Here is a 24,611-nt window from a genome sequence, read left to right on the forward strand (position 1 = left end):
TGTGACGGGCCGGGCTCAGACGCCGGCCGGGACGCGGCGGGGTGCCAGCCGCGCGACGACGCGGCTCGCCCGGCCCAGCAGTCCGGGCAGGTCATGACCGCGTAGGAAGAAGTGGTCGCCCCGCACCGTGCGCAGCGTGAACGGGCCGGTGGTCCATTCCCGCCAGCCCGCCAGGGCCTCGGGCCCGGCCACCGGGTCCGCCTGCCCGGCGACGGCCAGTACGGGCACGCCGAGCGGACCGGCCGGGGACGGCCTGCGGGCGGCGGCGCGCAGGTCATGGGCGAGCAGGAGATCGTCACGCAGCACGGGCAGCACGGAACGGTGCCACACGCCGCCGGGCCGTGCTCCCTCGGGCACGGCCCCCATCCGGTCCAGAAGGCGGAGCAGATCCTCGTCGGAGGCCCGGCCGGCGTCGGAGAGACCCGCGGGGGCATCGGGCGGCGGGGAGGCTCCGAGCGCGAGCAGAGCGGGGCCGGGCAGTCCCGCCTCGTGCAGGGCGCGGGTGACGGTGTAGGCGACGAGCGCGCCCAGGCTGTGCCCGTAGAACACGTACGGGACGTCACCGTCCGCGGCGAAGCGGGGCATCAGCTCCGCGAGCAGACCCTCGCGGCTGGTGATGCGCGGTTCGCGGCGCCGGTGTTCGCGGCCCGGCAGCAGGTGTCCCACGGTCTCGGCACCGGGGCCGAGGTGGGCGGTCCAGGGGCGGAAGGAGGAGACGCCCGCCCCGGCGTGCGCGAAGCAGTGGATGCGTATGGGCTGTTCCTCGGGCATGCGCCGCCGTCCTTTCTGGGAACCCCACGGGTTCGCCGTGCGCAGCCTGCCAAGGGCGCCTAGAGGAACACTCGTGCTCAGGCCGCGTACAGGTCGAAGGTGGAGCTGCGCCGGGGCCCGCAGACGACGTCGAGCGCCGGGTCGACGGCGAGCATCGCCTGGTGCAGGCGCTGGAGCTGCGGCGAGGGCTCCACGCCCAGCTCCTCGACCAGCCGGATGCGCATCCTGCGGTAGACGTCGAGGGCCGAGGCCTGCCGTCCCGAGCGGTACAGGGCCACCATCGCCTGCGAGTGCAGCCCCTCGTGGTGGGGATGACGGGCGATCAGGTCGGCGAGCTCGGCGATGACCTCGGTGTGCCGGCCGAGGCGCAGATCGGCGTCGATACGGCGCTCGACGGTCACCAGACGGCTCTCCTCGAGGCGCATGACCTCGATCTCCAGGATCGGGCCGACCCGGACGTCCACGAGGGACGTCCCCTGCCACATCGCGAGAGCGCTGCGGAACAGGTGCGCGGCCTGCTCGTCCGCGCCCTCCTCGAAGGCCGCCTGCCCCGCCGCCACCAGTTGCTCGTAGCGGTGCACGTCGACGGATTCGGGCTGTACCTGCAGCAGATAGCCGCCGTGCCGGGTGGCCAGCACCTCCTTGGCCGTGCCGGGCGCGTCCGGCCCCATCGCGGTACCCAGGCGCCGGCGCAGCTGGAGTATGTACGTCTGGAGCGTGGTCATGGCGCTCCGGGGCATGCTGGTGCCCCAGATCTCCTCCATGAGCGTGGGCACGGGGACGACCCGGCCCGGATGAAACGCGAGGAGCGCGAGAATCTGCCTCGGCTTGCCCGCGGTCGGAACGATCGAGACCCCGTTGACGTCGGCGCTCAACGGGCCCAGAACCTGAATCTGCACAGTGCTCTCCCCATACCCGGTCGAGTTCCATCCATGGCCGAAAGCCATCGACGCGACGCACGCTAGCCTGGTTTCGGCCATGCCCCCCGAAGTCTCGACCGGCAGTCGAGCAGCCCTCCAACCTCTCTTGTGCGCCGGAGAGTTCCGCAGTCAGCACCCACACTCAAGAACAGTCGTACGAATCCTCGAAGCGGGCTCGCGCACTCCGGCACCGCCGCGCATGGCCGGTTATCGTCCACCCACCGACCGGACCATCGACGGAGACGCCATGGAGCTGCGCCTGTTCGTGTTCCACCACGCCGGTGGTTCCCACCTGCTCTACCGCGACTGGCCCGACGCCCTCCCCGCCGACTGGGACGTGCACCTGATCGACGCGCCCGGTCACGGCATGCTCGCGGACCAGCCCGCGATCGGGGACGCGCCCGCCCTCGTGGACCACTTCCTGCGCGACCTGGACGACCGGCTCACCGGGCGCTTCGCCCTGTTCGGGCACAGCATGGGCGGCCTGATCGCCTACGAGCTCACCCGGCGCCTGCTCGCCGAGGGTCGCACCCCGCCCCTCTGGCTCGGCCTGTCCTCGCGCGGCACACCCCTGCCCGACGGTGCGCGCACCCACCGCCACCTGCTCGGTGACGAGGAGCTGCGGCGCGAGGTCGCGGCGCTGGGCGGGACGCCGTCCGCCGTCCTCGAGGACCCCGCCCTGTGGCGCCTGTACGCCCCGGTGATCCGCCGCGACATGCAACTGGTCGAGACGTGGCGCCCCGCCCCGGACGCCGGACTGCTGTCCGTACCGCTGTCGGTCTTCGGCGGCAGGCACGACACGGCGACGCCGCCCGCGCGCATCGACGGCTGGGCCGGCCGGGCGGCGCGCTTCCTCGGCCTGCACCTGTTCGACGGCGGGCACTTCTACTTCCGGCCCGACCCCGGCCCGCTGCTGCGGCAGGTCACCGTCGACGCCCGGCGCGCCCTGGACCTGGCCGCCGGCCTCCCGGGGCACACGGTGACGCGGTGAGCGTCCTCGGCGAACCGCTGCGCAGCAGACCCCACGTCGCCGGGAGCACGGAGTTCCGGCTCCTCGGCCCGGTCGGCATCCGGGACGGCGCCACCGGCGCGGACATCGTGCCGCCCGGCTCCAAGCAGCGCGCCCTGCTCGCCGCGTTCGTGACGCACGCCGGCACGCTGCTCTCGGCGGACCGGCTCACCGAGGAGCTGTGGGGCAGCGCCCCGCCCACGAACGCGCCGAACGCCCTGCAGGCCCATGTGGGCAGGCTGCGGCGGCTGCTGCCCGCCCCGCAGGGCCCGGGGGCCGGCGACCACGAGTGGATCAGCACCCTGCCCACCGGATATCTGCTGCGCCTCGGCCACGCCACGACCGACGTCCAGCACTTCGGCCGCCTGTCCGCCGAGGGGCGGGCGGCCCTCGCCTCGGACCCCGGCCGCGCGGCCGGGCTGCTGCGCCACGCCCTGTCGTTGTGGCGCGGCCCGGCCCTCCAGGACAGCCGCACCGGGCCCATCGGCGCGATCGAGGCCGACCGGCTCGAGGAGATGCGGCTGTGCACCCTGGAGGCGCTCTACGAGGCGAGCCTGCGCTGTGCCCAGCACGGCGAGATCATCGGCGAGCTGGAGAAGCTGACCGCCGCCCACCCACTGCGGGAGCGGTTCTACGACCTGTTGATGGTGTCCCTGTACCGCAGCGGCCGTCAGGCCGAGGCACTCGGCGTCTACGAGAGGGCACGCCGCCGCCTGGCCGACGCCCTCGGCATCCAACCGGGCCCCGCCCTGAGCGGCCGCATGGAGGCGATCCTCCACCACTCCCCCGGTCTGGGCGCACCCGCGGACGAGCCCGCGGCCGCGTCGGCGCACCCGCGGCCCGCCGCCGCCCGGAACCTGGGCGACGAGGTCGCGCGGCTGCAGCATCGCATCGACGAACTCGTATGGGAGCAGCGGGAGCTGGTGCGCAGGTTCGACTCGGTCGTGGCCCGGCTGCCGGACCTCTGAGGGCCCGCGTCGCGGCGCACCCTCACGCCGCTGCCGCGGATGCCCCCGCCAGGTGCTCCTCGATGGTGTCCAGCACCTCACGGGCCCGGTCGAGGAGGTAGAAGTGACCGCCGGGCAGGACGTTCAGCTCGAAGGTGCCGAGCGTGTGCTGCTCCCAGGCGGCGACCTCCGTGACCTTCGCCTTGGGGTCGCTGTCCCCGGTGAGGGCGGTGACGGGGCAGTGCAGCGGCGGGCTCGGTACATAGCGGTAGCTGCGCACCGCCCCGTAGTCGGCGCGCAGCGCGGGAAGGATCATGTCGCGCGTCTCCGGATCGTCCAGCAGCATGCTCCCGGTCCCGTTCAACGCCCGTATCTCCGCGATGACTTCCTCGTCGGTACCCGGCTGGCGGTCGCCGTCGCGGTCGAGGGCGGGGGCCCGGCGGCCGGACACGAACAGCTCCACCGGGCCACGGCCCGCCGCCTCCAGCCGACGCGCGGCCTCGAAGCCGACCATGGCCCCCATGCTGTGCCCGAACAGGGCGTACGGCCGGTCGGTGAACGGTTCCAGTGCCGTGACGATCCGGTCGGCGAGGATCCTCAGGTCCGTCTCCGGAGGCTCGAGGCGCCGGTCCTGACGGCCCGGGTACTGCACCGCGAGCACCTCGACGCCCGGCGACAGCGCCTTGGCCACCGGGAAGTAGAAGCTGGCCGATCCCCCGGCGTGCGGCAGGCACACCAGGCGCACGGCCGCGTCGGGAGCGGGCTGGAAGTTCCTGAACCAGGGACTTTCACGCTCGGTGCCGGTCATGAGTTCTCCTAACGTGTTGCGAGGTGGCTTTCCGCCGGGCTGTCCGGCCGCCGGGAGGTTTCGGTGGGCCCCGCCCCGACCAGGTCCGCCAGGCCGGTGCGGGACCGCACGCGCAGCTTGCGGTAGATGCGCGTCAGGTGCTGTTCGACGGTGCTGGGGGTGACGCACAGGTGGGCCGCGATGGCCCGGTTGGTGCAGCCGCGCGCCGCGAGGACCGCGACGCGCCGCTCGGAGGTGCTGAGCCGGGCGATCGGGTCGTCGTCCTGCGGGCCCGCCGCCCACCGGGCCTTGGCGGCCCACGGGCGCCAGTCGAGCTCCCCCGAGGGGGCCAGCTCCCAGGCGACCAGCAGGTCCCGGCAGGCATGGAAGTCGCCGAGCGCGGTGTGCGGCCGCCCCGCGGCCAGCCGGTAGCGGCCGCGGGCCAGCAGATAGTGCAGCCCCGCCCGGGTGGCGAACATCGCTTCGGGCACCGGCACCGCCAGGTACCGTTTCGCCTCCTCGAGCGCGCCACGCCCCGTTGCCGCCGTCACGGCCGCGGCCAGGGGCATACCGACGGCCACGCCCCACGCCTGGGGGCTGAGCAGTTCGAACGCGTGCGCGACATACCGTGCCGCGTCGTCGTACGCGCCGATGCGCGCCCGCGCCACCGCGGCGACAGCGGTGGCCACCGCGCGCCGGGCCGGGGTGGCGCGCAGCCCCCGCACGTCCTGCGTCAGCGCCGCCCAGTGCTCGGCCCGCCGCGTCTGCCCGGCGTGCAGCAGCATGCACAGCACCGCGGCGAGGCCGGGGGCGGGCGCGTGTTCGTACACGATCGCCTCGAGGCTGCGTTCGGCGCTCTTTCCCGGCAGGTCGCGCGGTGTCGTCGCACCGCCGTGCCGGGGCGTGCGGCCGCCGACCGCACCCGGGTAGCTGTAATGGAGGGACGCCGCCAACTCGGCTGCGAGACCGGTGTGTTCGCCGTTCGTGAGGGCGCGCTCGGCCGACGCTGGCCTGCCGTGCCACAGCAGCAGGCCCACCCCGGACGCGCTCTCGGCGTCGTGGCGCCCCTCCGCCACGTCCCGTTCGAGCGCGTCCAGGTGGCGGGTCGCGATCGCCGGGTCGGTCTCCCACTCGGCGCGGGCGAGCATCTCCCGCAGGGCAGCCCCGCGCCGTGCGTCCCCACCCGTGCAGCCTGCCGCCGTCCGCAGGAACGTCGCGGCCTGCGGCGGGCAGCCCGCTTCCAGCGCCTGCCGAGCCGCGTGGGCGAGGAGCGGCGCGGCCCACCGGGGTCCGGCGCGGCCGCTGCCCGAGACGCCGGCTGCCGCCAGGTGCCGGGCCACCAGCGGGGCTTCGGCGCCCGTTTCGTAGAGCAGTCCGGCCACCCGGATGTGCAGGGCGGCCGCGTCGGCCACGGGCAGCTCCGCCAGGACCGCGGCACGCACCCCCTCGTGGCGCAGCCTGCCGCCGTCGAGCAGACCTGCCTCGTCGAGGGCGTCGAGCAGGGGGGTCACCGCGCGCTCGGGGATGTCGAGCAGCCGGGCGAGAAGGGTGAGTGTCGCCGCGTCGCCGAGGACCGCGAGGGCGCGCGCCGCGTCGGTGGCGCGCTGTCCCGTGCCGCGCAGACAGTCGGTGACGGCCCCGCGGAAGGCCGTGCCGGCGACGGGGCGCAGGGCCCGCACCGGCGCACAGGCACGGTGATCGTCGACCAGGCCCCCCAGCAGCCGGGGGTTGCCGCCGGTGAAACGGTGCCACCGGGCTGCGAACCGGCGCGCCTCCTGCGCCTCCATCACCCCGGCCGCGCACAGCAACGCCTCGACCGCGTCCACGTCCAGCGCGCTCAGGCCGACGGCGGCGCAGCGGGGGTGGCGCAGGAGCTCGGCGAGGGGCAGCGGGAGCGGGGTGCGGGCGGCGCCGGACAGGACGAGCAGGACACCGCACGCGTCGAGGCGTCCGCACAGGTACAACAGGCAGCGCGCGGAGGCCTCGTCGGTGTGCTGTACGTCGTCGACGAGTACGACGACGGGGCGGTCGTCGGCGAGCTCCCGGACGGTGGCGTGCAGCGCCGCGGGGGCAGCGGCCTCGTCCGGCAGAGCACGGGCGAGGGCGGCGCCGGTGACCGGACTGAGCAGCTGCCCGGCCACCCCGAGCGACAGCCGGTCCTCGGCCGGCGAGGCACAGGCGCTCAGCACCAGGGCGCCGTCGCGTCGGGCCCGTCGGGCCAGGTCTGCCAGCAGGGTGCTCTTGCCGGTGCCGGGGCCGCCCGTGACCCGCACGGCCCGGGGCTCACCCCGCAGAGCGGCGCCCAGCAGCTCCTCCAGCAGGGCGGCTTCCTTCTCCCGCCGTACCAGATCCATGAGCGCCCCCCGTCCGTTCAAGCCGCGCCGGCGGCCGCTTCGCCCAGATGTGCAGTCTGCACGGGGACGTGGAAGGATCGCTGGTACCAGACCAGAGCCCCGCTCGAGCCCCCGGTGTGGGCCTCCAGGGGTTCGGCGAGCAGCAGGTCGTGGTCGCCCACGGGCACGATGTCCCGCACGGCGCAGCGCAACAGGACAGCGGCGTCCGGCAGATACGGCAGCCGGGTGCCGGGCCAGTCCTCGAACTCGCCTCCGGCGAACCGGTCGGTGCCCCGCGCCGCGAAGCGCATCGCGAGGGTGTCGTGCCGCCCGGCGAGCACGTTGACGACGAACTGCCCGGCCTCCAGGAGTGGTTGGTGGCAGCTGGAGCCGTGCGTGATGCCGACGAGTATCCGTGGCGGGTCGAGCGAGACGGACGTGACCGCGCTCGCGGTGAACCCCCAGCGGCGTCCTTCGCCGTCGGCGGTGGTGACGACGGTGACGGGCGCGGCAAGCTGTGCCATCGCGTCCCGGAACTGCTGTGCCCCCAGCGACAGGGGCCGGGCCGGTGTGCTCGTGGCGGTCACAGGAACTCCTCGACTCGGTCGGCGGCACGGGCGTTCACCATCGTCCGGGTGGCGCCACCCGCTGCGTAACCCCACACCCGCCCCACACCTGCCCCCCTACGACGGGGCGCCGACGGCCTCCGGCAGGACCAGCTGCCTCGGTGCCGCCCGGCCCCAGGGGAAGCCGTGGTGCAGGTGGAGCACCGGTTCCTCCTCGTCCCCGGTCATCACGGCGACCGCGGCGAGCACGTCGGGGACGGGTTCCAGCTCCACGAAGCGCCAACGCGCCGACGGGTCGTCGTCGGGGGGCCGGAAGGCGACGACACCGCGGTCCTCGGCGAGCGTGAACGCGAAGGAGTCGAAGGGCAGCCCGAGGCCGAGACCGCGCGCCTTGGAGTACGCCTCCTTCAGCGTCCACAGCCGCAGCACCCGGCGATCGCGCGCCCGGCCCGGCGCGGCCGCGCGGACCCAGGCGCGCTCCTCGTCGGCGAAGGTCTCGACGATGGTGTCCAGGCCCCGCTCGCCGCGGTCGAGCCGTTCCACGTCCACGCCGATACGGTGCCGGCGCACCATGCCGAGCAGATTGTGGCCCTGGGCGTGCGACAGGTTGAAGTCGAGTTCACGGCCGCCGCGCGGCAGCCCTTCCACGGGCTTCTGCAGGAACGGCCGGCCCCGCGAGGAGCGCCAGATCACGGCCTCCGCCTCGGGGATGCCGCTCTCCAGCGCGAGGACGCGCCGCACCAGCGCGTGCGCGACCAGATACTGACGCCGGTCACGCTCGAACAGGAACCGTCCGGCGATCTCCTGCTCGTGCTCGTCCAGCCAGTACGTCGCCAGGGTGGCGGCGATCGCGGGCGCCAGTTCGTCGTTGGGGCAGAACCACAGCTTGACGGGTGCGGTCCGCTGCGGCGCCCGCACCTGGTGCCGCGCGGTGGGCGGCGCATCCCGGTCCACCGGCACGGGGGACGGCGTCATCCGGCACGCTCCGTCGCATCCGTCCGCCCGGCTTCTCCGGCGTCGCCGAGCCACAGCGGCCGCCTCAGGAACGTCGGGGGCGGCAGCGCCACGGGCGCCGCCCCGCCCGGCCGCCGTTCCAGAGCCGCCCAGTCGATGTCGAGCCCCCCGAGCCACAACCGGGTCAGCTGCTCGGTACGACCGCCGCGCCACAACGCCGCGAGGTAGTCACGGGTCTCGGGCACCTCACCGAGCCCGTACGGGTCAGCGGCGCCCGCCCGCACATCCGCAGCGTGTGCCCGGCTGCCGTCCGAGCACGCGCGATCCGCGCCCGTCGGCAGTTCCTGACCGCCCTGCGAGGCGAACTGCCTTAGTTTGTCGGCGAGTTGGCGCAGGCCGTGAGCGGTGAGAGCAAGCCGGCACGGCAGGTCGGCCCGGCCCGCGCGCAGGGCCCGGGCCAGCTCGGCGAGCCCGGTGCGGGGCCGCAGCCGACCGCGGTCCACCGCGGCGTCGAGCCAGTCGGCGAGGCTCGCGGCGGTGGCCGTCAGATGAGCGGGGGTGGGCGCCGAGAGCAGGACCAGTTCGTCGTGCCCGGCGTCCGCGTCCGCCGGGTCGTCGTACGGGAACCCGTCGCCCGGGTAGTCCTCCAGGACCGCCCGCGCGGCGGGCCCGCCGGGGACGCGGACCTCCACGGTCGCCACCCTCGGCAGGGCGCGGCCGTCGGCGTCGGCCGGACGCGGCCACGGCGCGGCCTCGGTCCCGTCACGGGTGGGTGCGAGGATGGCGTGCCGCAGTTGCAGCACCGCGGAGGTCAGGGCGGCGATTCCGGTGGCCGCCCCGGCGTCGCCGATGCGTCGCAGGGTCGCCTCGCGGGTTTCGTGCAGCCCTTCGGCGGGAGCCGGGACGGGGACCACGGCGGTCTCCCGCACGACGGCGTGGACGCGATCGCCGTCGGCGAGCGCCCGCGCGAGCGGTTTGAGCACCACGGCGCCCACGCCTTCCCCCACGCCGTCGCGGCCGCGGGAGGGGTGCAGCAGCAGTTCGACCCCGCCGGCCACGGCGGCGGAGCACTCACCGCGCCGCAGTGCGCCGACGGCGTGGTGCAGGGCCACCAGCCCGGAGGCCTCGGCGGCGTCGAGGGCCTGCCCCGGCCCGTTCAGACCGAGCAGCCGCGACAGCCGTCCGGCGAGCGACCAGTGCCCGCTGTGCGGCGGCGTACGCCCCCACCGGGGCCAGGACTGCGCGGCGAGCAGGGCGTAGTCGGCCGTGGCGACGCCGACGAACACGCCGACGCTGCGCGGCTGCCGACTGGGCCCCGTCAGGGCGTCGAGGCGGGCCCCGGTGCAGCCCGCGTCCTCCAGGGCTTCCCACGCGGTCTCCAGGAACAGCCGTTCCTGAGGGTCCATCAGCCTGCCCTCGTCGGGCGTCAGTCCGAAGAACTCCGGGTCGAAGTCGGCCGCCCGGTCCACGAAGTGGCCCCGCTCCCCCGTCCCGAGCACCGTGCCCCAGGGGCGGCGGTACGGGCCCTCGGTGGCCGTCTCGCGTCCCTCGCGCACGTTGTCCCAGAAGGTCCCGAGGTCGGGCGCGAGCGGATAGCGTCCGGCGATGCCGACGACGGCGTACCGATCGTCGACCGGGGCGCGTCCGGGCCCGGCCGGGTGCGCGGCGGCGGCCGGCGTGGACGGTGCATCGGGCACGCTGTCCCGCGCCGTCGCCCGTCCGGACGCCTCGGGCCGGTCGGGCGTCGGCGCCGACAGGACGTCGGGCACCGGCCCCGCGCCCCCCGTGAGCAGCCGGACGGCCTGTCCGCGGTCGAGGACGCCGTCCTTGAATTGGATGAGTATGTCTCGCTCTTCCATTGTCCCTTCGGCTCTCTGTCCCTGTGCCTCCGCGTCTCTCGCCCGTCTCAGACGCGCCGGGGCAGCACCGCGAGGGCCTGGTCCACGGTGACGCGGCCGTCGCGCACCGCGTCGAGCAGGTCCTCCAGCGGCATCGGGCCGGGGCCCGTCGCGGGGGCGGCCGAGGACGGGACCGCAGCGGCGGGCAGGAGCCCGTTGATGTACGAGGCCAGGGAGTGCAGGTTCGGGTGGTCGTACAGCGTGACCGCGCGTTCCCGCAGGCCGTACATGCGGTTGACGACCGCCACGAACTCGGCGCTCAGCATGGAGTCCAGGCCGAGCACCGGGAAGGAGGCCGTGCTGTCGATGTCCCAGGGGTCGCAGCACAGGATGCGGGCGACCTCCTCGCGCAGTACGTCGAGGACCGGTGACGCCGGGGAGGTCTGCGGGGCGACGGGCGCGGGGGCGACCGGGGCGGGGCGCATCGCGGCCGCGAAGGGGGCCGGAGCCGGCGGTGTGTCCGCGGCCGGCTGTGTGGTCCCCGCCGGGCCCAGCTCGCGCATCATGTACCGGGCGAAGGCCAGCGGCGTCGGGTGGTCGACGAGCACGGCGGCCTTGACCGAGGTTCCGTAGTGCGCGTTCACGGTGGCCGCGTACTCCACGGCGAGCAGCGAGTCGAAGCCGAAGGTCTGGAAGGTCTGTTCCGGGTCGACCTTCTCGGGCTTGAGCCGCAGGACGTCGGCGAGCATGCGCACGAGTGCGGTCAGCACGTCCGCGAACGGCTCGGTGGGTGCTGCCATGAGGGCGGTCTGGCGTTCACTGGGCATGGTGTGGCTCCAATGGGTGCGTCCCGGCAGGCGGCCGGCGGACGTGTCGGGGTGGAGATGAGGCAGGGCCGCCGGGTGCACGGGTCAGGCCGCCCCGGTCAGGGCGCCGGACGCGCCGGGGGCACGGAGGTGGTAGAGCCCGGCCTTTCCCGGCGGTACGAGCACGGTCAGGAGCAGGTCCCACAACTCGGCGACGGACCGGCCGAGTCCGGCGTCCGGCGCGGGCGTCGTGGCCAGGGTCCACAGGCCGCACATCGTCGCCGACAGCAGCGCCACGGCGCCGGCGGCGTCCCGGACGCGCGGGCTGAGGTCTCCCGCCTCGCGGGCCTGGCCGATCAGCCGCCGCACCTCGGCGGACCACTCCTGGTGGAAGTCGATGGCAGGCGGCTGCCTGCCCGCGCATTCGGTCGTGATACGGACGCCGGCCCGGACCACCGGGTCCGTGTTCGCCACTCCGGCGAGCCAGTACGTCATGTCGATGAGCGTCTGCACGGGCGGGATCCCCGAGTCCGCGCACTCCTGCAGCACGGCGCGCAGCATCCGGCGGCACTCCTCCTGCACCGCGTCCGCCAACCCGTCCTTGGAAGCGAAGTGGAAGTACAACGCCCCCTTGGTCAGTCCCGCGGCCGCGGCGATCTGCCCGAGCGTGGCCCCGGCGTACCCGTACCGGTTGAACATGTCCGCACCCGCGCGGATCAGCCTGCGGCGCGTCCACTCCGACCTGGCTTGCATCCGCCGCTCTCCGCGCGCCCCCGGTTGCCCGGCGCCGTCACTCCCGGCACGGTGGCAGAGGTCGGGCATGGCGTCAGCCGACCCGGCTCAGGCGCTCACCGTCGGCGGCGGGCGCGGGCTCGGGACCGGCCATCAGGATCGACCGTTGCAGTCGGCGCAGCGCTCCGGACGGCTCAAGCCCCAGCTCCCGTACGAGAGTTGTGCGCAGTCGCTGGTAGGCGTCGAGCGCCTCGCTACGGCGCCCGGAGCGGTGCAGGGCGAGCATGAACTGCCCGTGCAGGTTCTCGTGCGTGCGGTAGCGGCTGACCAGGACGGTGAGCTCACCGAGCAGTTCGCGGTGCCTGCCGAGCCGCAGGTCCGCCTCGATGCGCTGGTCGAGCGCGCACAGCCGGGTCTCCTCCAGGCGTCGCCTGTGCATCTCCAGCTGCGGGCCGGTGTGCACGTCGGCGAGCGCGGTGCCGTTCCACAGCGCGAGCGCGTCACACAGCTCGCGGGCCGCGCGCGGGAAGTCGCCGGCGTCCATCGCCCGGTATCCGAGCCCGGCGAGCCGCTCGAACTCGCGGACGTCGGTGGTGCCCCCGAAGGTGTTGAGCACATAGCCGCCGGGCGCGGTGCTCAGCACGTCCTTGGCGCTGCGCGGCTCGGCGCCCTCGGGATCACGTGCGAGCGCCGCCGCGATCATTTCGCGCAGCTGCAGCACGTACGTCTGCAGGGTGGTGCGCGCGCTGCGCGGCGGCTGTCCGCCCCAGAGCTCCTCGATGAGTGTGGCCACGGGCACCACATGGTCGGCGTGCAGAGCCAGCAGAGCCAGAACCTGTCGCGGTTTCGGCGCCGTCGGTGTCACCGAGACGCCGTTCTCCCTGACATCCAGTGCGCCCAGTACTTCGATATCCACGCCGTTCCCCCTTTGCCCGCACGAGTCATCCGTCGCCGAGGCTCTCTACAGAGCGTGTCTCGGTACCCTTGAGTTAAAAACAGTCCAGACGGTTTGTCAATACCAAACCGTCCGTGCTGTTTTTATAGTCTCGCAGCCCGGACTTGAGCGCGCATACAGCGAGGGGGAGGAGGGGTGAGGCGAGGAAGGTGCGCGAATATGCGTGCAAATTGCACTTATCCTCAGGCGGGTTTGAGGCGGGTTTGACCCGCAGAGCGGCCTCACGGCCGCAAGAAACCAGTCCAGAGGGTCTTTTTTTGCGGACGGGGGAAGAGGCTCTGCCGCCCCCTGTCCTCGGTCACCGAGCGTTCCGCCGGGGCGAGAGCAGCACGTGCTCTCGCGCCAGGCTCGGCAGCAGCAACGACCAGAAGCCGATGATCCGTCGCTCGGCGAACCACCGCGGATCCTCCCCGCCCAGCACCTCGAGACCCACGGTCACGGCCACGATCGCGGCCGCGGCGTCCTCCGGCGACACCCCCGAGGCCAGATGACCCTCCTCCTCGGCACGGGACAGCACTTCCTCGACCCACTGGTGCCAGTGGCGCACGAGCTGCGAGCCGGATCGCCGAGCACGATCGCCGCAGAGCTCGAACCCGGCCCTGACCACGATGTCGTCCGAGAGGCAGCCCATCAGCCCGTACGTCGCGTCGACGAGGGCCTGCAGCGGGCCGCCCTCGGGCCCGAGTGTCCCCTTGACGAGCCGGGCGACGACGTCGACGGCCTCGTCCTCGACGGCCTGGGCGAGCTCGTTCTTGGTCTGGAAGTGAAAGTGCAGCGCGCCGTTGCTGACACCTGCCCGCTTGCTGATCGTGGTGAGCGACGCCGGCGCGTACCCTTCCTCCGCGAACACCTCGGCCGCCGCGCGGATCAACGACTTCCGCGTGCGCACCGCACGCTCCTGCTTGACCATTCGATGTCTCCTGCGGCCGCCGACAGCGACGGGACCCGAGCCCGTTGTCCGTCCGCGCCCCGCGCGTTCGTGTCTTACTGGGGCGGGTTGCCGTGCTTGCGGGACGGCAGGTCGGCGTGCTTGGTCCGGAGCATCGCCAGCGACCGGATCAGGACCCGACGGGTGTCGGCGGGGTCGATGACGTCGTCGACGAGTCCTCGCTCGGCCGCGTAGTAGGGGTGCATCAGCTCGGCCTTGTACTCCTTGACCATGCGCGTGCGCATCGCCTCGGGGTCCTCGGCGGCGGCGATCTGACGCCGGAAGATGACATTGGCGGCGCCCTCGGCGCCCATCACCGCGATCTCGTTGGTCGGCCAGGCGTACGTGAGGTCCGCCCCGATGGACTGGCTGTCCATCACGATGTAGGCGCCGCCGTAGGCCTTGCGCAGGACGAGCGAGATCCTGGGCACCGTGGCGTTGCAGTAGGCGTACAGCAGCTTCGCGCCGTGCCGGATGATTCCGCCGTGCTCCTGGTCGACGCCGGGCAGGAAGCCCGGTACGTCCAGCAGAGTGACGATCGGGATATTGAAGGCGTCGCACATCTGGACGAAGCGAGCGGCCTTCTCCGACGCCTCGATGTCCAACACCCCGGCCAGGACCTGCGGTTGGCTCGCGACGATGCCGACGACCTGGCCGTCCATGCGCGCCAGGGCGCAGATGATGTTGCGCGCCCAGCGCTCGTGGACCTCCAGACAGTCGCCGCCGTCGACGATCTCCTCGATGACCTTGACCATGTCGTAGGGACGGCTCCCGTTGACCGGCACCAGATCGAGCAGCGCCTCGGTGCTCCGGTCCGCCGCATCGCTGCCACGCACGGCCGGAGGGCTCTCGTGGTTGTTCTGCGGGAGCATGGAGAGCAGGTACCGCACCTCGGCGAGGCAGGCCTCCTCGTCGTCGTACGCGAAGTGCGCGACCCCCGACGTCTCGGCGTGCACGTCGGCGCCGCCCAGGCCGTTCTGGCTGATCTCCTCGCCGGTCACCGCGCGCACCACATCGGGGCCGGTGATGAACATCTGCGAGGTCTCGCGGACCATGAAGACGAAGTCCGTGAGGGCGGGCGAGTACGCCGCGCCGCCCGCGCACGGGCCGAGCATCACGCTGATCTGCGGGATCACACCCGAGGCCCTGGCGTTGCGCTGGAAGATCCCGCCGTACCCGGCCAGCGCCGAGACACCCTCCTGTATCCGGGCGCCCGCACCGTCGTTCAGGGAGACCAGCGGGGCACCGGCCGCGATGGCCATGTCCATGATCTTGTGGATCTTGGTGGCGTGCGCCTCGCCGAGGGCCCCGCCGAAGATCCGGAAGTCGTGCGCGTAGACGAAGACCGTACGGCCCTCGACCGTGCCCCAGCCGGTGATCACACCGTCCGTGTACGGCTTCTTCGCCTCCAGGCCGAACCCCTGCGCCCGGTGCCGGCGCAGCTGCTCCACCTCGTGGAACGAACCCGGGTCCAGCAGCAGCCCGATCCGCTCACGCGCCGTCAGCTTGCCCTTGGCGTGCTGCTGCGCGGTCGCCTTCTCACTGGGTCCCGCGACCGCCCGCGCACGCATCTCCCACAGCTCGGCTCTCCGCGCATGTATGCCGGCCGGCTCTTCACCCTCCGAAGAAGGACCCCTTGCCACGGCAGTCACGCTCCTCTCATGGACGCTGCTGCGGTGACCTCCACTGATCACATACTAACAAACCGCTCATGCGGTTTTTAGAGTAAGCAGCAGATACCTGCCGGAGCCCTACGCCCGCCAGCTGTGCGGGGCCTGGAAGACCGCCCGTCGGCCCCGTCGCCACCGCGCGGCGGTACGTTCCGCGTGAACCGACTGCCGCTCCCTGCGTGCCAGCGCCGACAGGAGCGCCACGATCGCGGCGAGCTCCTCGGCGCTGGCCCCACCGCGCTCCACCCGGGCCACGGACTCAGCACCTTCGATACTGCTCACGGCATCCTCCAAGCCTCTCCGCCACGGTCGGCCGGAGCGGTCGAGTTCCAGTGGCTTCCCGGTCGAGGCGTACTCGACCCGGCAGGCGGGCCCCACCAGCGAAGCGAGCCCCGCGCCCCGTAGCGGGGCACGGGGCTCAGGCCCTGGCTCTGGTGGCGGTCGCTCAGGACGCGGGTGCGCCGAGCAGCACGGGCAGGGACTTGTATCCGTTCATCAGGAACGTCGGCATGGGCCGGAGTTCATGCGGAGCGCAGGCCAGCCTCATGTCGGGGAAGCGCTCGAAGAGGGCGCCGAAGGCGACGCTGCTCTCCACACCCGCGAGCGCGACGCCCATGCAGCGGTGCGCTCCATGACCGAACCCGAAGGTGTCACGGTCCGTGCGCAACACGTCGAACTCCGCTGCTCTTTCGCCGTACCGCGCCGGGTCGAGACCGGCGGCCGCGAACGACACGACGATGGGGTCGCCCTTCTTGATCCCGACGCCGTCCAGATCGATGTCCTCGACGGCGAAACGCATGGGCGAGTAGGCGCCGGGAGTGTGCATCCGCATGGTCTCGGCGGCCACGTCCTCCCAGGTGGCGGCGCCTGCCCGGACGTGCCCCAGTTGCTCCGGGTGTGTGAGCAGCGCGCCCAGGGCGTTGGTGATCAGCATCGCGGTGGTGTCCTGTCCGCCCGCGATCATCAGGTACAGGGTGCCGAGCAACTCCGACTCGGTGAGCCGGTCCCCCTGGTCCCGCGCCGAGATCAGCGATGACGTCAGGTCGGCACCCGGAGCGGCACGCTTGGCGGCCACATGCGCGGCAAGCAGTTCGAAGGACCGTATGCGCGCCGCCTCCATGTCCTGAGCCGACACCGAGGTGCTGAACACCGTGTGCAGTGCGGCACACAGGGCGTCGGTGGCGTCGCCCTGCGGAATACCGAACAGCTCGCAGATGACGCGCATGGGAAGCAGCTCGGCGAACGAGGTGCGCAGGTCGACCGGCTCCCCGGCGGGACGGGCGGCCAGCTGGTCGATCAGTTCGGCGGCGATCTCCTTGACGCGGGGCCTGAGTGCCTCGGAGCGCCGGGCCGTGAACGCACCGGCCACCAGGCGCCGCAGCCGTGAATGCTGTTCCCCGTAGGCGAACAGCATGTTCTCGTTCGCCACCCAGGGATACAGCGGCCAGTCCGGGGTGATCCGGCCCTCGATCAGGTCCGGCCAGTGCTGCCGCGCGTCCTTGGACACACGGGCATCGATCAACAGCCGCTCCACATAGCGCTGTTGGACAACGGCCCAGGCCGTCACCCCGCCCGGCAGCGTGACCTTCACCGCGGGACCCTGCTCCCGCAGCATGGCGGCCTCATGGCCGAGGTCGCGCCCCGTGACGTCCAGCGCATACGGGCACGCAGAAACTTCCGTCATTTCTCCCCCTGCTGTCGATGTCTACCAGGCTGTGCCGTGCGTCTGCCCAGGTGCGTTCAAGCACCGCACTCCGGCCCGTGAAACACCACCGGGGGTCCGGAGTCAGCTGCTCGCGCCGGCCGTGACTGCTTCCGCTTCCTTCTTCCGGCGTGCCTCGACAGCCTCCTCGTACACACGCGCCGGCCGTTCCGGCGACATGTCGAGGCGCACGAGCACGGCGGGTACCGCGATGCTCGCCATGAGCTGACGCTGCAGGTCGGTCACACGGTCCGTCAGGTCCGCATGGTTCGTCATGATCTTGGAGAGCATCTGAACCCCCGTGAACGCGCCGACGAACAGCTGGGCCGTCGCCACCACGTCCACGTGCGGGAGAAGTTCCCCGTTGTCCCTCGCCCTGGTGAGGAAGTCGATGTTGCGCTCGGTCCATCCGCTCATGGGCACGCGCCGGTCCAGGCCGTCCTTCGGCGAGCCCTGGTCCACCGTCAGCCGTACGCTGCCTCGCACCAGGGGGTCACCCTTGGAGAGCATGTAGGCGACGATGAAGGACTCGTCCAATCCCTGCTGGAGCGCCAGTTCGCGCTCGGGGACCTCGGGGATCGCCAGCACCTGGTTGGCGAGGACCGCCTGTGCCAGTTCCTTCTTGGACGCGAAGTGGAAGTAGAGGGCACCCTTGGTCACTCCGGCCCTTCTGAGGACGTCGGAGATGGCCGCGGCTTCGTAACCGACCTCGTCGAACACTTCAGCCGCTGCGACGAGGATCGCGTCACGTGTCCGGATCGCTCGTTCCTGCCTTGCCACCGATACCTCCGTGCCTTGCCGTTGTCCGCGGACCGCCTCGGCCAGTATTACAGACCGGGCGGTACGTATACAGCGTACCTCGGTAACGTTCCGTGATGCATGGTGAACTCCATGAAGTCGACTGCCTGCGCTACCTGCATCCCTGCATAAGCAGAACGGGTGTCGGCCTCCGGACTCGCCGACCCCTGAAGAATAAAACCTGTCAGCCGGTTTTTCAATAGCCGCGCTCAAGCGGAGGCGATCCCCCCTGTTGAGCGCGACACTTCCGTACTGAACCAGACATTCCGCTTGTGTCAGCCTGATTCTTGAAGCGGATCCGCCTTGAAAACAAAACCGGTTGGTACGTAGTTTATGGCCTGCGCACCACTCCGGCATGACCGGCGACACCCAGGGGGAAAACATGACTGTGCTGGCCGGGCACGAATCCACAGCTTCTCCAAGGCTCCCGGAGCACCTGTCCTACGACACGGGGCTCTTCCCCAGCAGCCTTGAGTACCACGCGCCCGGATCGCCGCTGCCGGCGATCCAGACGCCCTCCGCCACGATCCAGGAGCTGGGGTACCAGCTCTTCGACCACGGCGACCGTGATCGGGTGCACCGGACGTGGCGCAACCACATCTCCGCCGATTCGTTCCGCTACCGCGACGGTCTCAGTCCCGTCGACCGGGCCAGGCTCGCCTACGAGCGGCTGCGTGACGTCAACTCCCTGGTCGGCGAGGCCGAGACCCTCGCCCGCGACCCGCAGATGCTGGCCAGCCTGCACGAGTGGGCGGCGATCGTGGACGGCGGCGGAGCGCTGTGCACCCTGGCCAGCATCCACTTCAACCTGTTCCTCGGCAGCCTGGTCGACCAGGACAGCAACCAGCGCGACCTCTCGGAATTCACGTCGATGCGACGTACAGGAACGTTTCTGTGCACCGAGCTCGAGCACGGGAACGACGCCAGCGCGCTGGAGACGACCGCTGAGTACGACCGCGCCACCGGTGGGTTCGTCCTGAACACCCCGACACCGGGCGCCCGGAAGTTCATGCCCAACACGAGCCCCATCGGCGGCCCGAAGAGCGCGCTCGTGGCGGCACGCCTGCTGATCGACGGGCGGGACGAAGGCGTCTTCCTCTTCCTGACCCCGCTCAGCGACGAGAACGGGATGCGGCCCGGGGTCGACGTCCGCCTCCTCCCCTTTCGGACCGGCGCGCCGGTGGACCACTGCATGACCTCGTTCGATCACGTCCTGCTTCCCCGTGAGGCCCTGCTGGAGTCGGAGCACGGCCGGTTGGACGGGGACGGGGTCCTGAACAGTTCCCTGGGCAACCGGCGCAAGCGGTTCCTGCGCTCGATCAGCCGGGTCACCACGGGCAAGCTCTGCATGAGCGGGGCGGCGGTCGGGGCGTCGCGGGCAGCCCTCGCCATTGCCGTGCGCTACTCCGACCGACGCCACGTCAGCGGGTCCCGGGCCGGCGAGCGGGTGCCGCTGAGCGCACACCGCAGCCATCACGGCAGGCTGCTCACCTCGCTGGCCACCGCCTACGCCATGACGTTCGCGCACCGTGCGGTGACGACGCGCTGGATGGAGCACACGCCCGAGGACCAGGAGGACGTCGAGCGCCAAGTGGCCGTGCTGAAGGGCTGGATCACGTGGCAGGCGCGCGCCATCACGGTCGAGTGCCGCGAACGGTGCGGAGCCCAGGGGCTGTTCTCGGCGAACGGACTCGCCGACTTCCCGCAGTACACAGAGGGCACGATCACCGCGGAGGGCGACAACCTCGTCATCTGGATGAAGGCCGCGAGTGAACTCCTCTTCCAGTCCCGCACCGACCAGCGGGACGAGGAGGAACCGCCGCTGCGGGAGCGGGATCTGTCGGATCTGCGGTTCCTGCGTGGACTGCTCGCGGCGGCCGAGCGACTGTGCCGGGAGCGAGCCAGTGCGGCGCTGCGGCGCGGCCCGGCCGGCGACCCCCTCGGCCGATGGAACTCCGCGTCACCGTCCGCCCTGGCCATGGTCGGCGCACACGCTGCGCTCCAGGCGACGGACGCCTTCCTCGCCGCGATCCGGGAGACGATCGACCCGACGGCCCGGCTCCTGCTCGAGCAGCTGTGCCGGCTCTTCCTGCTGCGGCAGCTCGACGAACGCACCGGGGATCTGCTCGCCGCGGGCTGCCTGACCGCCGACCACGTGCGCGCGCTGCCCGAGGCCGTCGAGATCGTCATGGCCGAACTGGCGCCTCACATGACGACCCTCGTCGATGCCTTCGACCTGCCCAGTGAGTTCCTGGACGCCCTGCCGATGCTCAGGGACGACGACTACGGCCTCCTGCCCGCGAACACGCGCGCCTCGGTGTAGGCCTCACCAGAACAGCGGATGGGGCGAGTCCGGGTCCTGGACCTGGATTCGCCCCATCCGCTGTTCTGCCTCTCGGAGTTCAGAGCGCGTCCGGCCCGGCCTTTTCCAGTCGGTACGCCGGCTACCGAGCCGCGGCCGGTTCCGCTGACGCCGGCAGCGTCCGCTCCACCAGCGCTTGCAGCAGGCCGTCGAGGTCGTACGGCGCCAGGAAGTCCGGGAGCGTCAGGTCCTCCACCATGAAGCCGGAGCCGGCCAGGTACAGGAGCAGGACCGACGTACGGTCGCCGGGAAGGCCGGCGTCCAGGTGCCACTTGATGTTGGCCTCGAGCAGCTCCGTGAAGACCCGCGTCAGCTCGGCCTTGAGTTCGGGGCGCCGGGTGCCTTCGAGGCGTAGCTCGAGCATCGCCAGATGGCTGCTGCGGTCGGTGCGCATGCGCTCGACGAGGCGGCGCATGAGGGTGACCACCAGAGCCTGGGAGGGCGGCGCCGCCATCGTCGCGGCGAGCTCGTCGGGGTCCGGGGTCAGCCGCTCGTTCGTGCGCGTCATGACCTGGCTCAGCAGCTCGTCGCGGTTGCGGAAGTAGTTGGAGGCCGTGCCGGTGGGCACCGCCGCCTCCTTGTCGACGGCACGCAACGTGAGTCCCCGTGACCCTTCGCGGGCGAGGACCTCGATGGCCGCGTCGAGCAGTGCGGTGCGTCGCTGCGGATTCTGCCGCATGGGATCTCCCGTGGGTGTGTCGGAAAGGCGTTGACGCCACTCCAGATGAAGTGCTATGTTCTAACCACTGCAATTGAAGTGTACCACCTGTACCGCTAACCGAGAGGCCCTACCTTGCGTACTCAGACTGGAAGCTTCCGCACCCCGACCGCCGCGCGCCGCTCCGCCCCTCCCCGGCACAACCCCCGCAACCGGCCCACCCCGCCGCCCCGCTTCGTGCCCGCACCCCGTCCGCGGATCCTCCCCGGCCGGCGCGGCTGAGCAGCGGCGTACCCGCCTCCCCGCCGTACAGGTGGCCCCCGGCCGTCAGACCCCCCGCTCGGCGAGGGACCTGACGAACGGGGGCCCGGCGGGAGGGACCGAGCCCCGTCGGGCTCGAAGAGGCGACCCCGTCCGCAGGCCTCCGCGCGTTCCCCAGGAGATCCCCACCGCCACGCGACCCGGCCGCGAATCCACAGCTGCATCCTGAGTGGGCCGCCGAGCCACGCCCGGCCCGGCGACGTCCCGAACACACTCGGACCTGGGGGTGCAGCACCACCATGACCGACACCGATGGCGCCACGTCGGCCGACCCGGACCACGCCGCCCCGCCCCGCCCGCCGAACAGCGGACCTCCGCCCTTCTGCGTCCTGGTCGGACCCGACCACGCGGGCAAGTCGACGGTCCTCGCCCGCCTCGAACGCACGTCACCTGCGTGGCGGTTCCTGTCCGTCGACGACGACCGCCTCTCCCCCGAACACGCCCTGATCAGCCGGCTGCGCAGGGCCGCCGTCACGGAAGTCGCCGCCCACCCGGACGCCTGGTCCCCGGAGTTCTTCACCACGCTGGTGCAGACCGCCGTCGTCCACCTGCGTGACGAGTTGCTGCGCGGCGCCGGGTCCGGCCGGCCGGCCGTCATCGACTCCTACTACTACAAGTTCCTGGCCAAGTGCCGTCTCGCCGGAGCGCCAGACAGCCCCCTGTTCGCCTGGTGGCGCACCTTCCCCCGGCCGCAGAGGGTGATCTACCTCGACGTGCCGCCCGAGACGACGTGGCGCCGCAGTGGCGAGGGCGCCGGCCTCAATCCGCTCGAGCACTACGGGCCGCGACCCGAATGGGACGGCTTCCGCCGCTACCAGAGGGACCTGGCCAAGCTCATCCGGGACGAGATCCAGGACCTGCCCGTGACCGTGATCGAGGACGGGGGCCGCGCCGAGCACACCGCGACAGCGGTACGGGAGGTGCTCACCCGTGAACTCGGCTGAAGCCTGGACGGATCCCGACCGGCTGCGCCGCTACCGCGCCCGGGTCTTCGCGGAACGCCGGACACTGAGCGACGCGTTCGCCGACGCGGGCGGCCATCAGCAGCGCGTCCTGCGTGACCTGCTCGACTTCAACTCCCCCACGCACTACGGGCGGCAGCACGGCTTCGACCGCATCCGCACCCTGGACGACTTCCGCAAGGCGGTACCCGTCCAGACGTACACGGACCTCGAGCCGTGGATCGAGCGGGCCGCCGGCGGCGAGCCCGAGGTCCTGACCGCCGACCGGCCCACCGTGTTCTTCACGAGCAGCGGCAGCACCGGCGCGCACAAGAAGATCCCGGTGACACCCCGCTTCATGCGCACCACGTTCTTTCCCTTCTACTACGCCGCGTGGGCGCCCCTGCTCGAACACTTCCCCGACGTGCTCGCGCATCCGGGCGCGGTGCTCAACCTCAAGCACGACCCGCTCGTCGCCCCGCCGACCACCGCGTCCGGGCGACCCCATGTGGGCGCCAGCCAGGTCGACTTCGGTTCGGCCTTCGGTGAGCCGCTGTCCGCGGAACCCGGGACCGGGGCGCCCTGGGCGACGCTGCCCGTACCCGTCGCCGCCGACCAGCACCTGGAGAAGATGTATCTGCGGCTGCGCCTCGCGGTGGAACACGACGTGCGTCTCGTGATCGGGATCAACCCCGCGATGGTGGCCGCGGTGCCCCACCAACTGGACCAGTGGTGGCCGCGCATCGTGAAGGACGTCCGCGACGGCACTCTCGGCGGGCTCGCCCACGGGAGTCCGAACCCCGCCCGCGCGGCCGAACTCGAGCGGCTCGCCCACACATACGGCACCCTGCGGCCCGCCCACGTCTGGCCCCGTATGCGTGCCCTGTTCTGCTGGACCACCGGACTCGCCTCGCTCTACCTCCCAAGGCTGCGCGAGCAGTTCGGCGTCGGCGTCACCGCTCTGCCGGCCCCGGTGGCCGCTTCCGAGGGCCCCGTCGGCGTGGCCCTCGACCGGCACCGCTCGGCGGGCAGCCTCGTCGTGACCGCTTCGGTGTACGAGTTCGCCGACGCCGACGAGGACCTGACGCCGGACACCACCACCCTGCGGCCCGACGAACTCGAGGCGGGCCGTGACTACCACGTCGTCTTCAGCCACGTCGGCGGGCTCTACCGCTACGCCGTCGGCGACGTCGTGCGGGTTCTCGATCACCAGGACGGCGTTCCCCGGCTCGAGTACGCGGGGCGGGGCAACCGCTCCGACCATACGGGGGAACGGCTGCGCGAGGCCCAGGTGATCCGGGCCCTGCAGGGGGCGCTGGACGCCACCGGACTCGAACTGCACAACGCCGCCTGTCGCGTCACCGGCGCGCAACGGCAGTCCGCGGCCTACGAGTTCGCGCTGGCCCCCCGCGCACCGTGGAGCGAAGCGGAGTCCGAACGCTTCACCACCCTGCTCGACCGGGCCCTGCACCGGGAGTCGGCCGGATACCGCGCGGCCCGCGCTCGAAACGCCCTCTCGGCCCCCTCTCTCACGCTCCTGCCCCCGGATGCCTTCCTGCACGACTGGCAGGACCGCGTCGCGGCCGGCGTGCGCCCCACCCAGGTCAAGGACCGGCTGTTCCGGCAGGACCCGGGACAGTGGGCCGCCCTGACCGCCCGGGCCCGCGGCTGAACACCCCGGCCCCGCACAACCCGGCCGCGACCGCGCGCACCGGGCGCCTCCCCGACAAGACCGGGACGACACAAGGACGGACATGACCGCACCCCTCGACGCCGTCGAACGCACCGCCCTCCTCACCGCCGCCCTGCGCGCCGCCGAGTCCCGCAATCCGGACCGCCTGTACGACGACCCGTACGCGGCCGCCCTCGCCGGGGACATCGGTCCCGAACTCCTCGCGGAGGTACGAGCGGCCACCTTCCCGCCGGGGCGGCCACGGTCCCTGCCGAGCACCCCCGACTACAACGCGATCCGCACCCGGTTCTTCGACGACTTCCTGCAGGACGCCGCCGCGGACCCGCAGACGACACAGATCGTGCTGGCCCCCGCCGGAATGGACTCGCGTGCCTACCGGCTCGACTGGCCGCGCCGGGTGCGCTGGTTCGAAGTCGATCGCCCGGCCGTCCTCGCGTACAAGCAGGAGCGGCTCGGAACGGCAACGCCCCGCACGGACCACCGCAAGGTCGCGGTCGACCTCACGTCCCCCGACTGGGAGGCCGATCTCGAGGCCGCCGGGTACGACCGCGCCGTCCCCTCCACCTGGCTGCTGGAAGGGCTGCTCTACTACATTCCCGAACCCGACACGCATCGCATTCTCGAGCGGATCGCCGCGATCTCGGCACCGGGCAGCCGGATCGCCGCGGACATCGTCAACGCCGCCGCGCTGACCCTGCCCCACATGCGTGGGCTGCTCGACGTGTTCGAAGGATGGGGCTGCCCCTGGCTGTTCGGCACGGACGAACCGGAAGCGCTCTTCGACAGACACGGTTTCACCGTGCGGGCCGCCCAGCCGGGAGAGGAAGGCGCCGACTACGGGCGCTGGCCCGACCCGGTGCCGCCGCGCAGCGCACGCGACGTCCGTCGTGTCTTCTTCGTCCACGGACGGCGGCGCTGAC

Annotated in this window: 22 protein-coding genes; 6 read left to right on the forward strand and 16 right to left on the reverse strand. The window is 72.3% G+C overall.

Translation table 11 applies throughout. The features are described 5' to 3' along the window. Window positions 1–15 precede the first annotated feature (15 nt). Both BIV23_RS09910 and BIV23_RS09915 read right to left on the reverse strand, forming a co-directional pair. On the reverse strand, window positions 16–771 hold the full coding sequence (locus BIV23_RS09910) for a thioesterase II family protein (protein WP_071380425.1): 756 nt from the start codon (window positions 769–771) through the stop codon (window positions 16–18). 77 nt (window positions 772–848) lie between these two features. After that, window positions 849–1,670, reverse strand: coding sequence for an AfsR/SARP family transcriptional regulator (locus BIV23_RS09915; RefSeq protein ID WP_071380426.1), 822 nt, complete (start codon window positions 1,668–1,670; stop codon window positions 849–851). Window positions 1,671–1,890: 220 nt separating this feature from the next. On the opposite strand from BIV23_RS09915, the gene BIV23_RS09920 reads away from it, so the two are divergent. Both BIV23_RS09920 and BIV23_RS09925 read left to right on the forward strand, forming a co-directional pair. After that, window positions 1,891–2,682 carry a thioesterase II family protein gene (locus BIV23_RS09920; RefSeq protein ID WP_071380427.1) on the forward strand — a complete coding sequence of 264 codons (792 nt, stop codon included), beginning with the start codon at window positions 1,891–1,893 and terminating at the stop codon, window positions 2,680–2,682. After that, window positions 2,679–3,668, forward strand: a complete 990-nt coding sequence (locus BIV23_RS09925) for an AfsR/SARP family transcriptional regulator (protein WP_079173056.1) — start codon at window positions 2,679–2,681, stop codon at window positions 3,666–3,668. The genes BIV23_RS09920 and BIV23_RS09925 overlap by 4 nt, the downstream gene beginning before the upstream one ends. A 22-nt stretch (window positions 3,669–3,690) precedes the next feature. Here BIV23_RS09925 and BIV23_RS09930 read toward each other — a convergent pair whose 3' ends face one another. The 13 genes from BIV23_RS09930 to BIV23_RS09990 form a co-directional block, all read right to left on the reverse strand. Further along, entirely contained in the window at window positions 3,691–4,455 is a 765-nt protein-coding gene (locus BIV23_RS09930) for a thioesterase II family protein (protein ID WP_071380428.1), read from the reverse strand. Between the two features lie 8 nt (window positions 4,456–4,463). Then, entirely contained in the window at window positions 4,464–6,788 is a 2,325-nt protein-coding gene (locus BIV23_RS09935; protein WP_071380429.1) for an AAA family ATPase, read from the reverse strand. Between the two features lie 17 nt (window positions 6,789–6,805). Next, window positions 6,806–7,354, reverse strand: coding sequence for a flavin reductase family protein (locus BIV23_RS09940; protein WP_245790478.1), 549 nt, complete (start codon window positions 7,352–7,354; stop codon window positions 6,806–6,808). Between the two features lie 96 nt (window positions 7,355–7,450). Beyond that, on the reverse strand, window positions 7,451–8,308 hold the full coding sequence (locus tag BIV23_RS09945) for a 4'-phosphopantetheinyl transferase family protein (RefSeq protein WP_071380430.1): 858 nt from the start codon (window positions 8,306–8,308) through the stop codon (window positions 7,451–7,453). Further along, window positions 8,305–10,146, reverse strand: coding sequence for a beta-ketoacyl [acyl carrier protein] synthase domain-containing protein (locus BIV23_RS09950; RefSeq protein ID WP_071380431.1), 1,842 nt, complete (start codon window positions 10,144–10,146; stop codon window positions 8,305–8,307). Before BIV23_RS09950 ends, BIV23_RS09945 begins: the two co-directional genes overlap by 4 nt. A gap of 47 nt (window positions 10,147–10,193) precedes the next feature. Then, on the reverse strand, window positions 10,194–10,952 hold the full coding sequence (locus BIV23_RS09955; RefSeq protein WP_245790479.1) for an acyl carrier protein: 759 nt from the start codon (window positions 10,950–10,952) through the stop codon (window positions 10,194–10,196). 84 nt (window positions 10,953–11,036) lie between these two features. Then, window positions 11,037–11,684 carry a ScbR family autoregulator-binding transcription factor gene (locus tag BIV23_RS09960; RefSeq protein WP_071380432.1) on the reverse strand — a complete coding sequence of 216 codons (648 nt, stop codon included), beginning with the start codon at window positions 11,682–11,684 and terminating at the stop codon, window positions 11,037–11,039. Between the two features lie 73 nt (window positions 11,685–11,757). After that, window positions 11,758–12,579 (reverse strand): AfsR/SARP family transcriptional regulator, encoded by an 822-nt coding sequence (locus tag BIV23_RS09965; RefSeq protein WP_071380433.1) that lies wholly within the window; start codon window positions 12,577–12,579, stop codon window positions 11,758–11,760. Window positions 12,580–12,916: 337 nt separating this feature from the next. Then, a complete protein-coding gene (locus BIV23_RS09970; RefSeq protein WP_071380434.1) occupies window positions 12,917–13,528 on the reverse strand; it encodes a ScbR family autoregulator-binding transcription factor in 612 nt (203 codons plus the stop codon). Between the two features lie 74 nt (window positions 13,529–13,602). Continuing rightward, window positions 13,603–15,117, reverse strand: a complete 1,515-nt coding sequence (locus BIV23_RS09975; RefSeq protein WP_245790480.1) for an acyl-CoA carboxylase subunit beta — start codon at window positions 15,115–15,117, stop codon at window positions 13,603–13,605. 180 nt (window positions 15,118–15,297) lie between these two features. After that, entirely contained in the window at window positions 15,298–15,498 is a 201-nt protein-coding gene (locus BIV23_RS09980; protein WP_071380465.1) for an acyl-CoA carboxylase epsilon subunit, read from the reverse strand. Between the two features lie 163 nt (window positions 15,499–15,661). After that, window positions 15,662–16,900: a cytochrome P450 family protein gene (locus BIV23_RS09985; protein WP_071380436.1), complete on the reverse strand. Its 1,239-nt coding sequence runs from the start codon at window positions 16,898–16,900 to the stop codon at window positions 15,662–15,664. 102 nt (window positions 16,901–17,002) lie between these two features. Continuing rightward, window positions 17,003–17,698, reverse strand: a complete 696-nt coding sequence (locus BIV23_RS09990; protein WP_071380437.1) for a ScbR family autoregulator-binding transcription factor — start codon at window positions 17,696–17,698, stop codon at window positions 17,003–17,005. Window positions 17,699–18,098: 400 nt separating this feature from the next. Between BIV23_RS09990 and BIV23_RS09995 the strand changes: the two genes are divergently transcribed. Next, complete coding sequence (locus tag BIV23_RS09995) at window positions 18,099–20,039, forward strand: acyl-CoA dehydrogenase family protein (RefSeq protein ID WP_079173061.1); 1,941 nt, start codon at window positions 18,099–18,101, stop codon at window positions 20,037–20,039. Between the two features lie 121 nt (window positions 20,040–20,160). Here BIV23_RS09995 and BIV23_RS10000 read toward each other — a convergent pair whose 3' ends face one another. Further along, window positions 20,161–20,757 (reverse strand): TetR/AcrR family transcriptional regulator, encoded by a 597-nt coding sequence (locus BIV23_RS10000; RefSeq protein WP_071380438.1) that lies wholly within the window; start codon window positions 20,755–20,757, stop codon window positions 20,161–20,163. Between the two features lie 539 nt (window positions 20,758–21,296). Here BIV23_RS10000 and BIV23_RS10005 point away from each other — a divergent pair. The 3 genes from BIV23_RS10005 to BIV23_RS10015 all read left to right on the forward strand — a co-directional run bounded on the left by BIV23_RS10005 (window position 21,297) and on the right by BIV23_RS10015 (window position 24,610). Then, window positions 21,297–22,001, forward strand: coding sequence for an ATP-binding protein (locus BIV23_RS10005; RefSeq protein ID WP_245790481.1), 705 nt, complete (start codon window positions 21,297–21,299; stop codon window positions 21,999–22,001). Next, complete coding sequence (locus BIV23_RS10010) at window positions 21,988–23,670, forward strand: GH3 auxin-responsive promoter family protein (RefSeq protein ID WP_071380439.1); 1,683 nt, start codon at window positions 21,988–21,990, stop codon at window positions 23,668–23,670. Before BIV23_RS10005 ends, BIV23_RS10010 begins: the two co-directional genes overlap by 14 nt. Window positions 23,671–23,752: 82 nt before the next feature. After that, the gene (locus tag BIV23_RS10015; protein WP_071380440.1) at window positions 23,753–24,610 is read left to right on the forward strand and encodes a class I SAM-dependent methyltransferase; all 858 of its coding nucleotides are present in this window, start codon (window positions 23,753–23,755) and stop codon (window positions 24,608–24,610) included. Window position 24,611 lies beyond the last annotated feature (1 nt).

Source organism: Streptomyces monashensis (genome assembly GCF_001866665.1).
Taxonomy (GTDB): Bacteria; Actinomycetota; Actinomycetes; order Streptomycetales; family Streptomycetaceae; genus Streptomyces; species Streptomyces monashensis.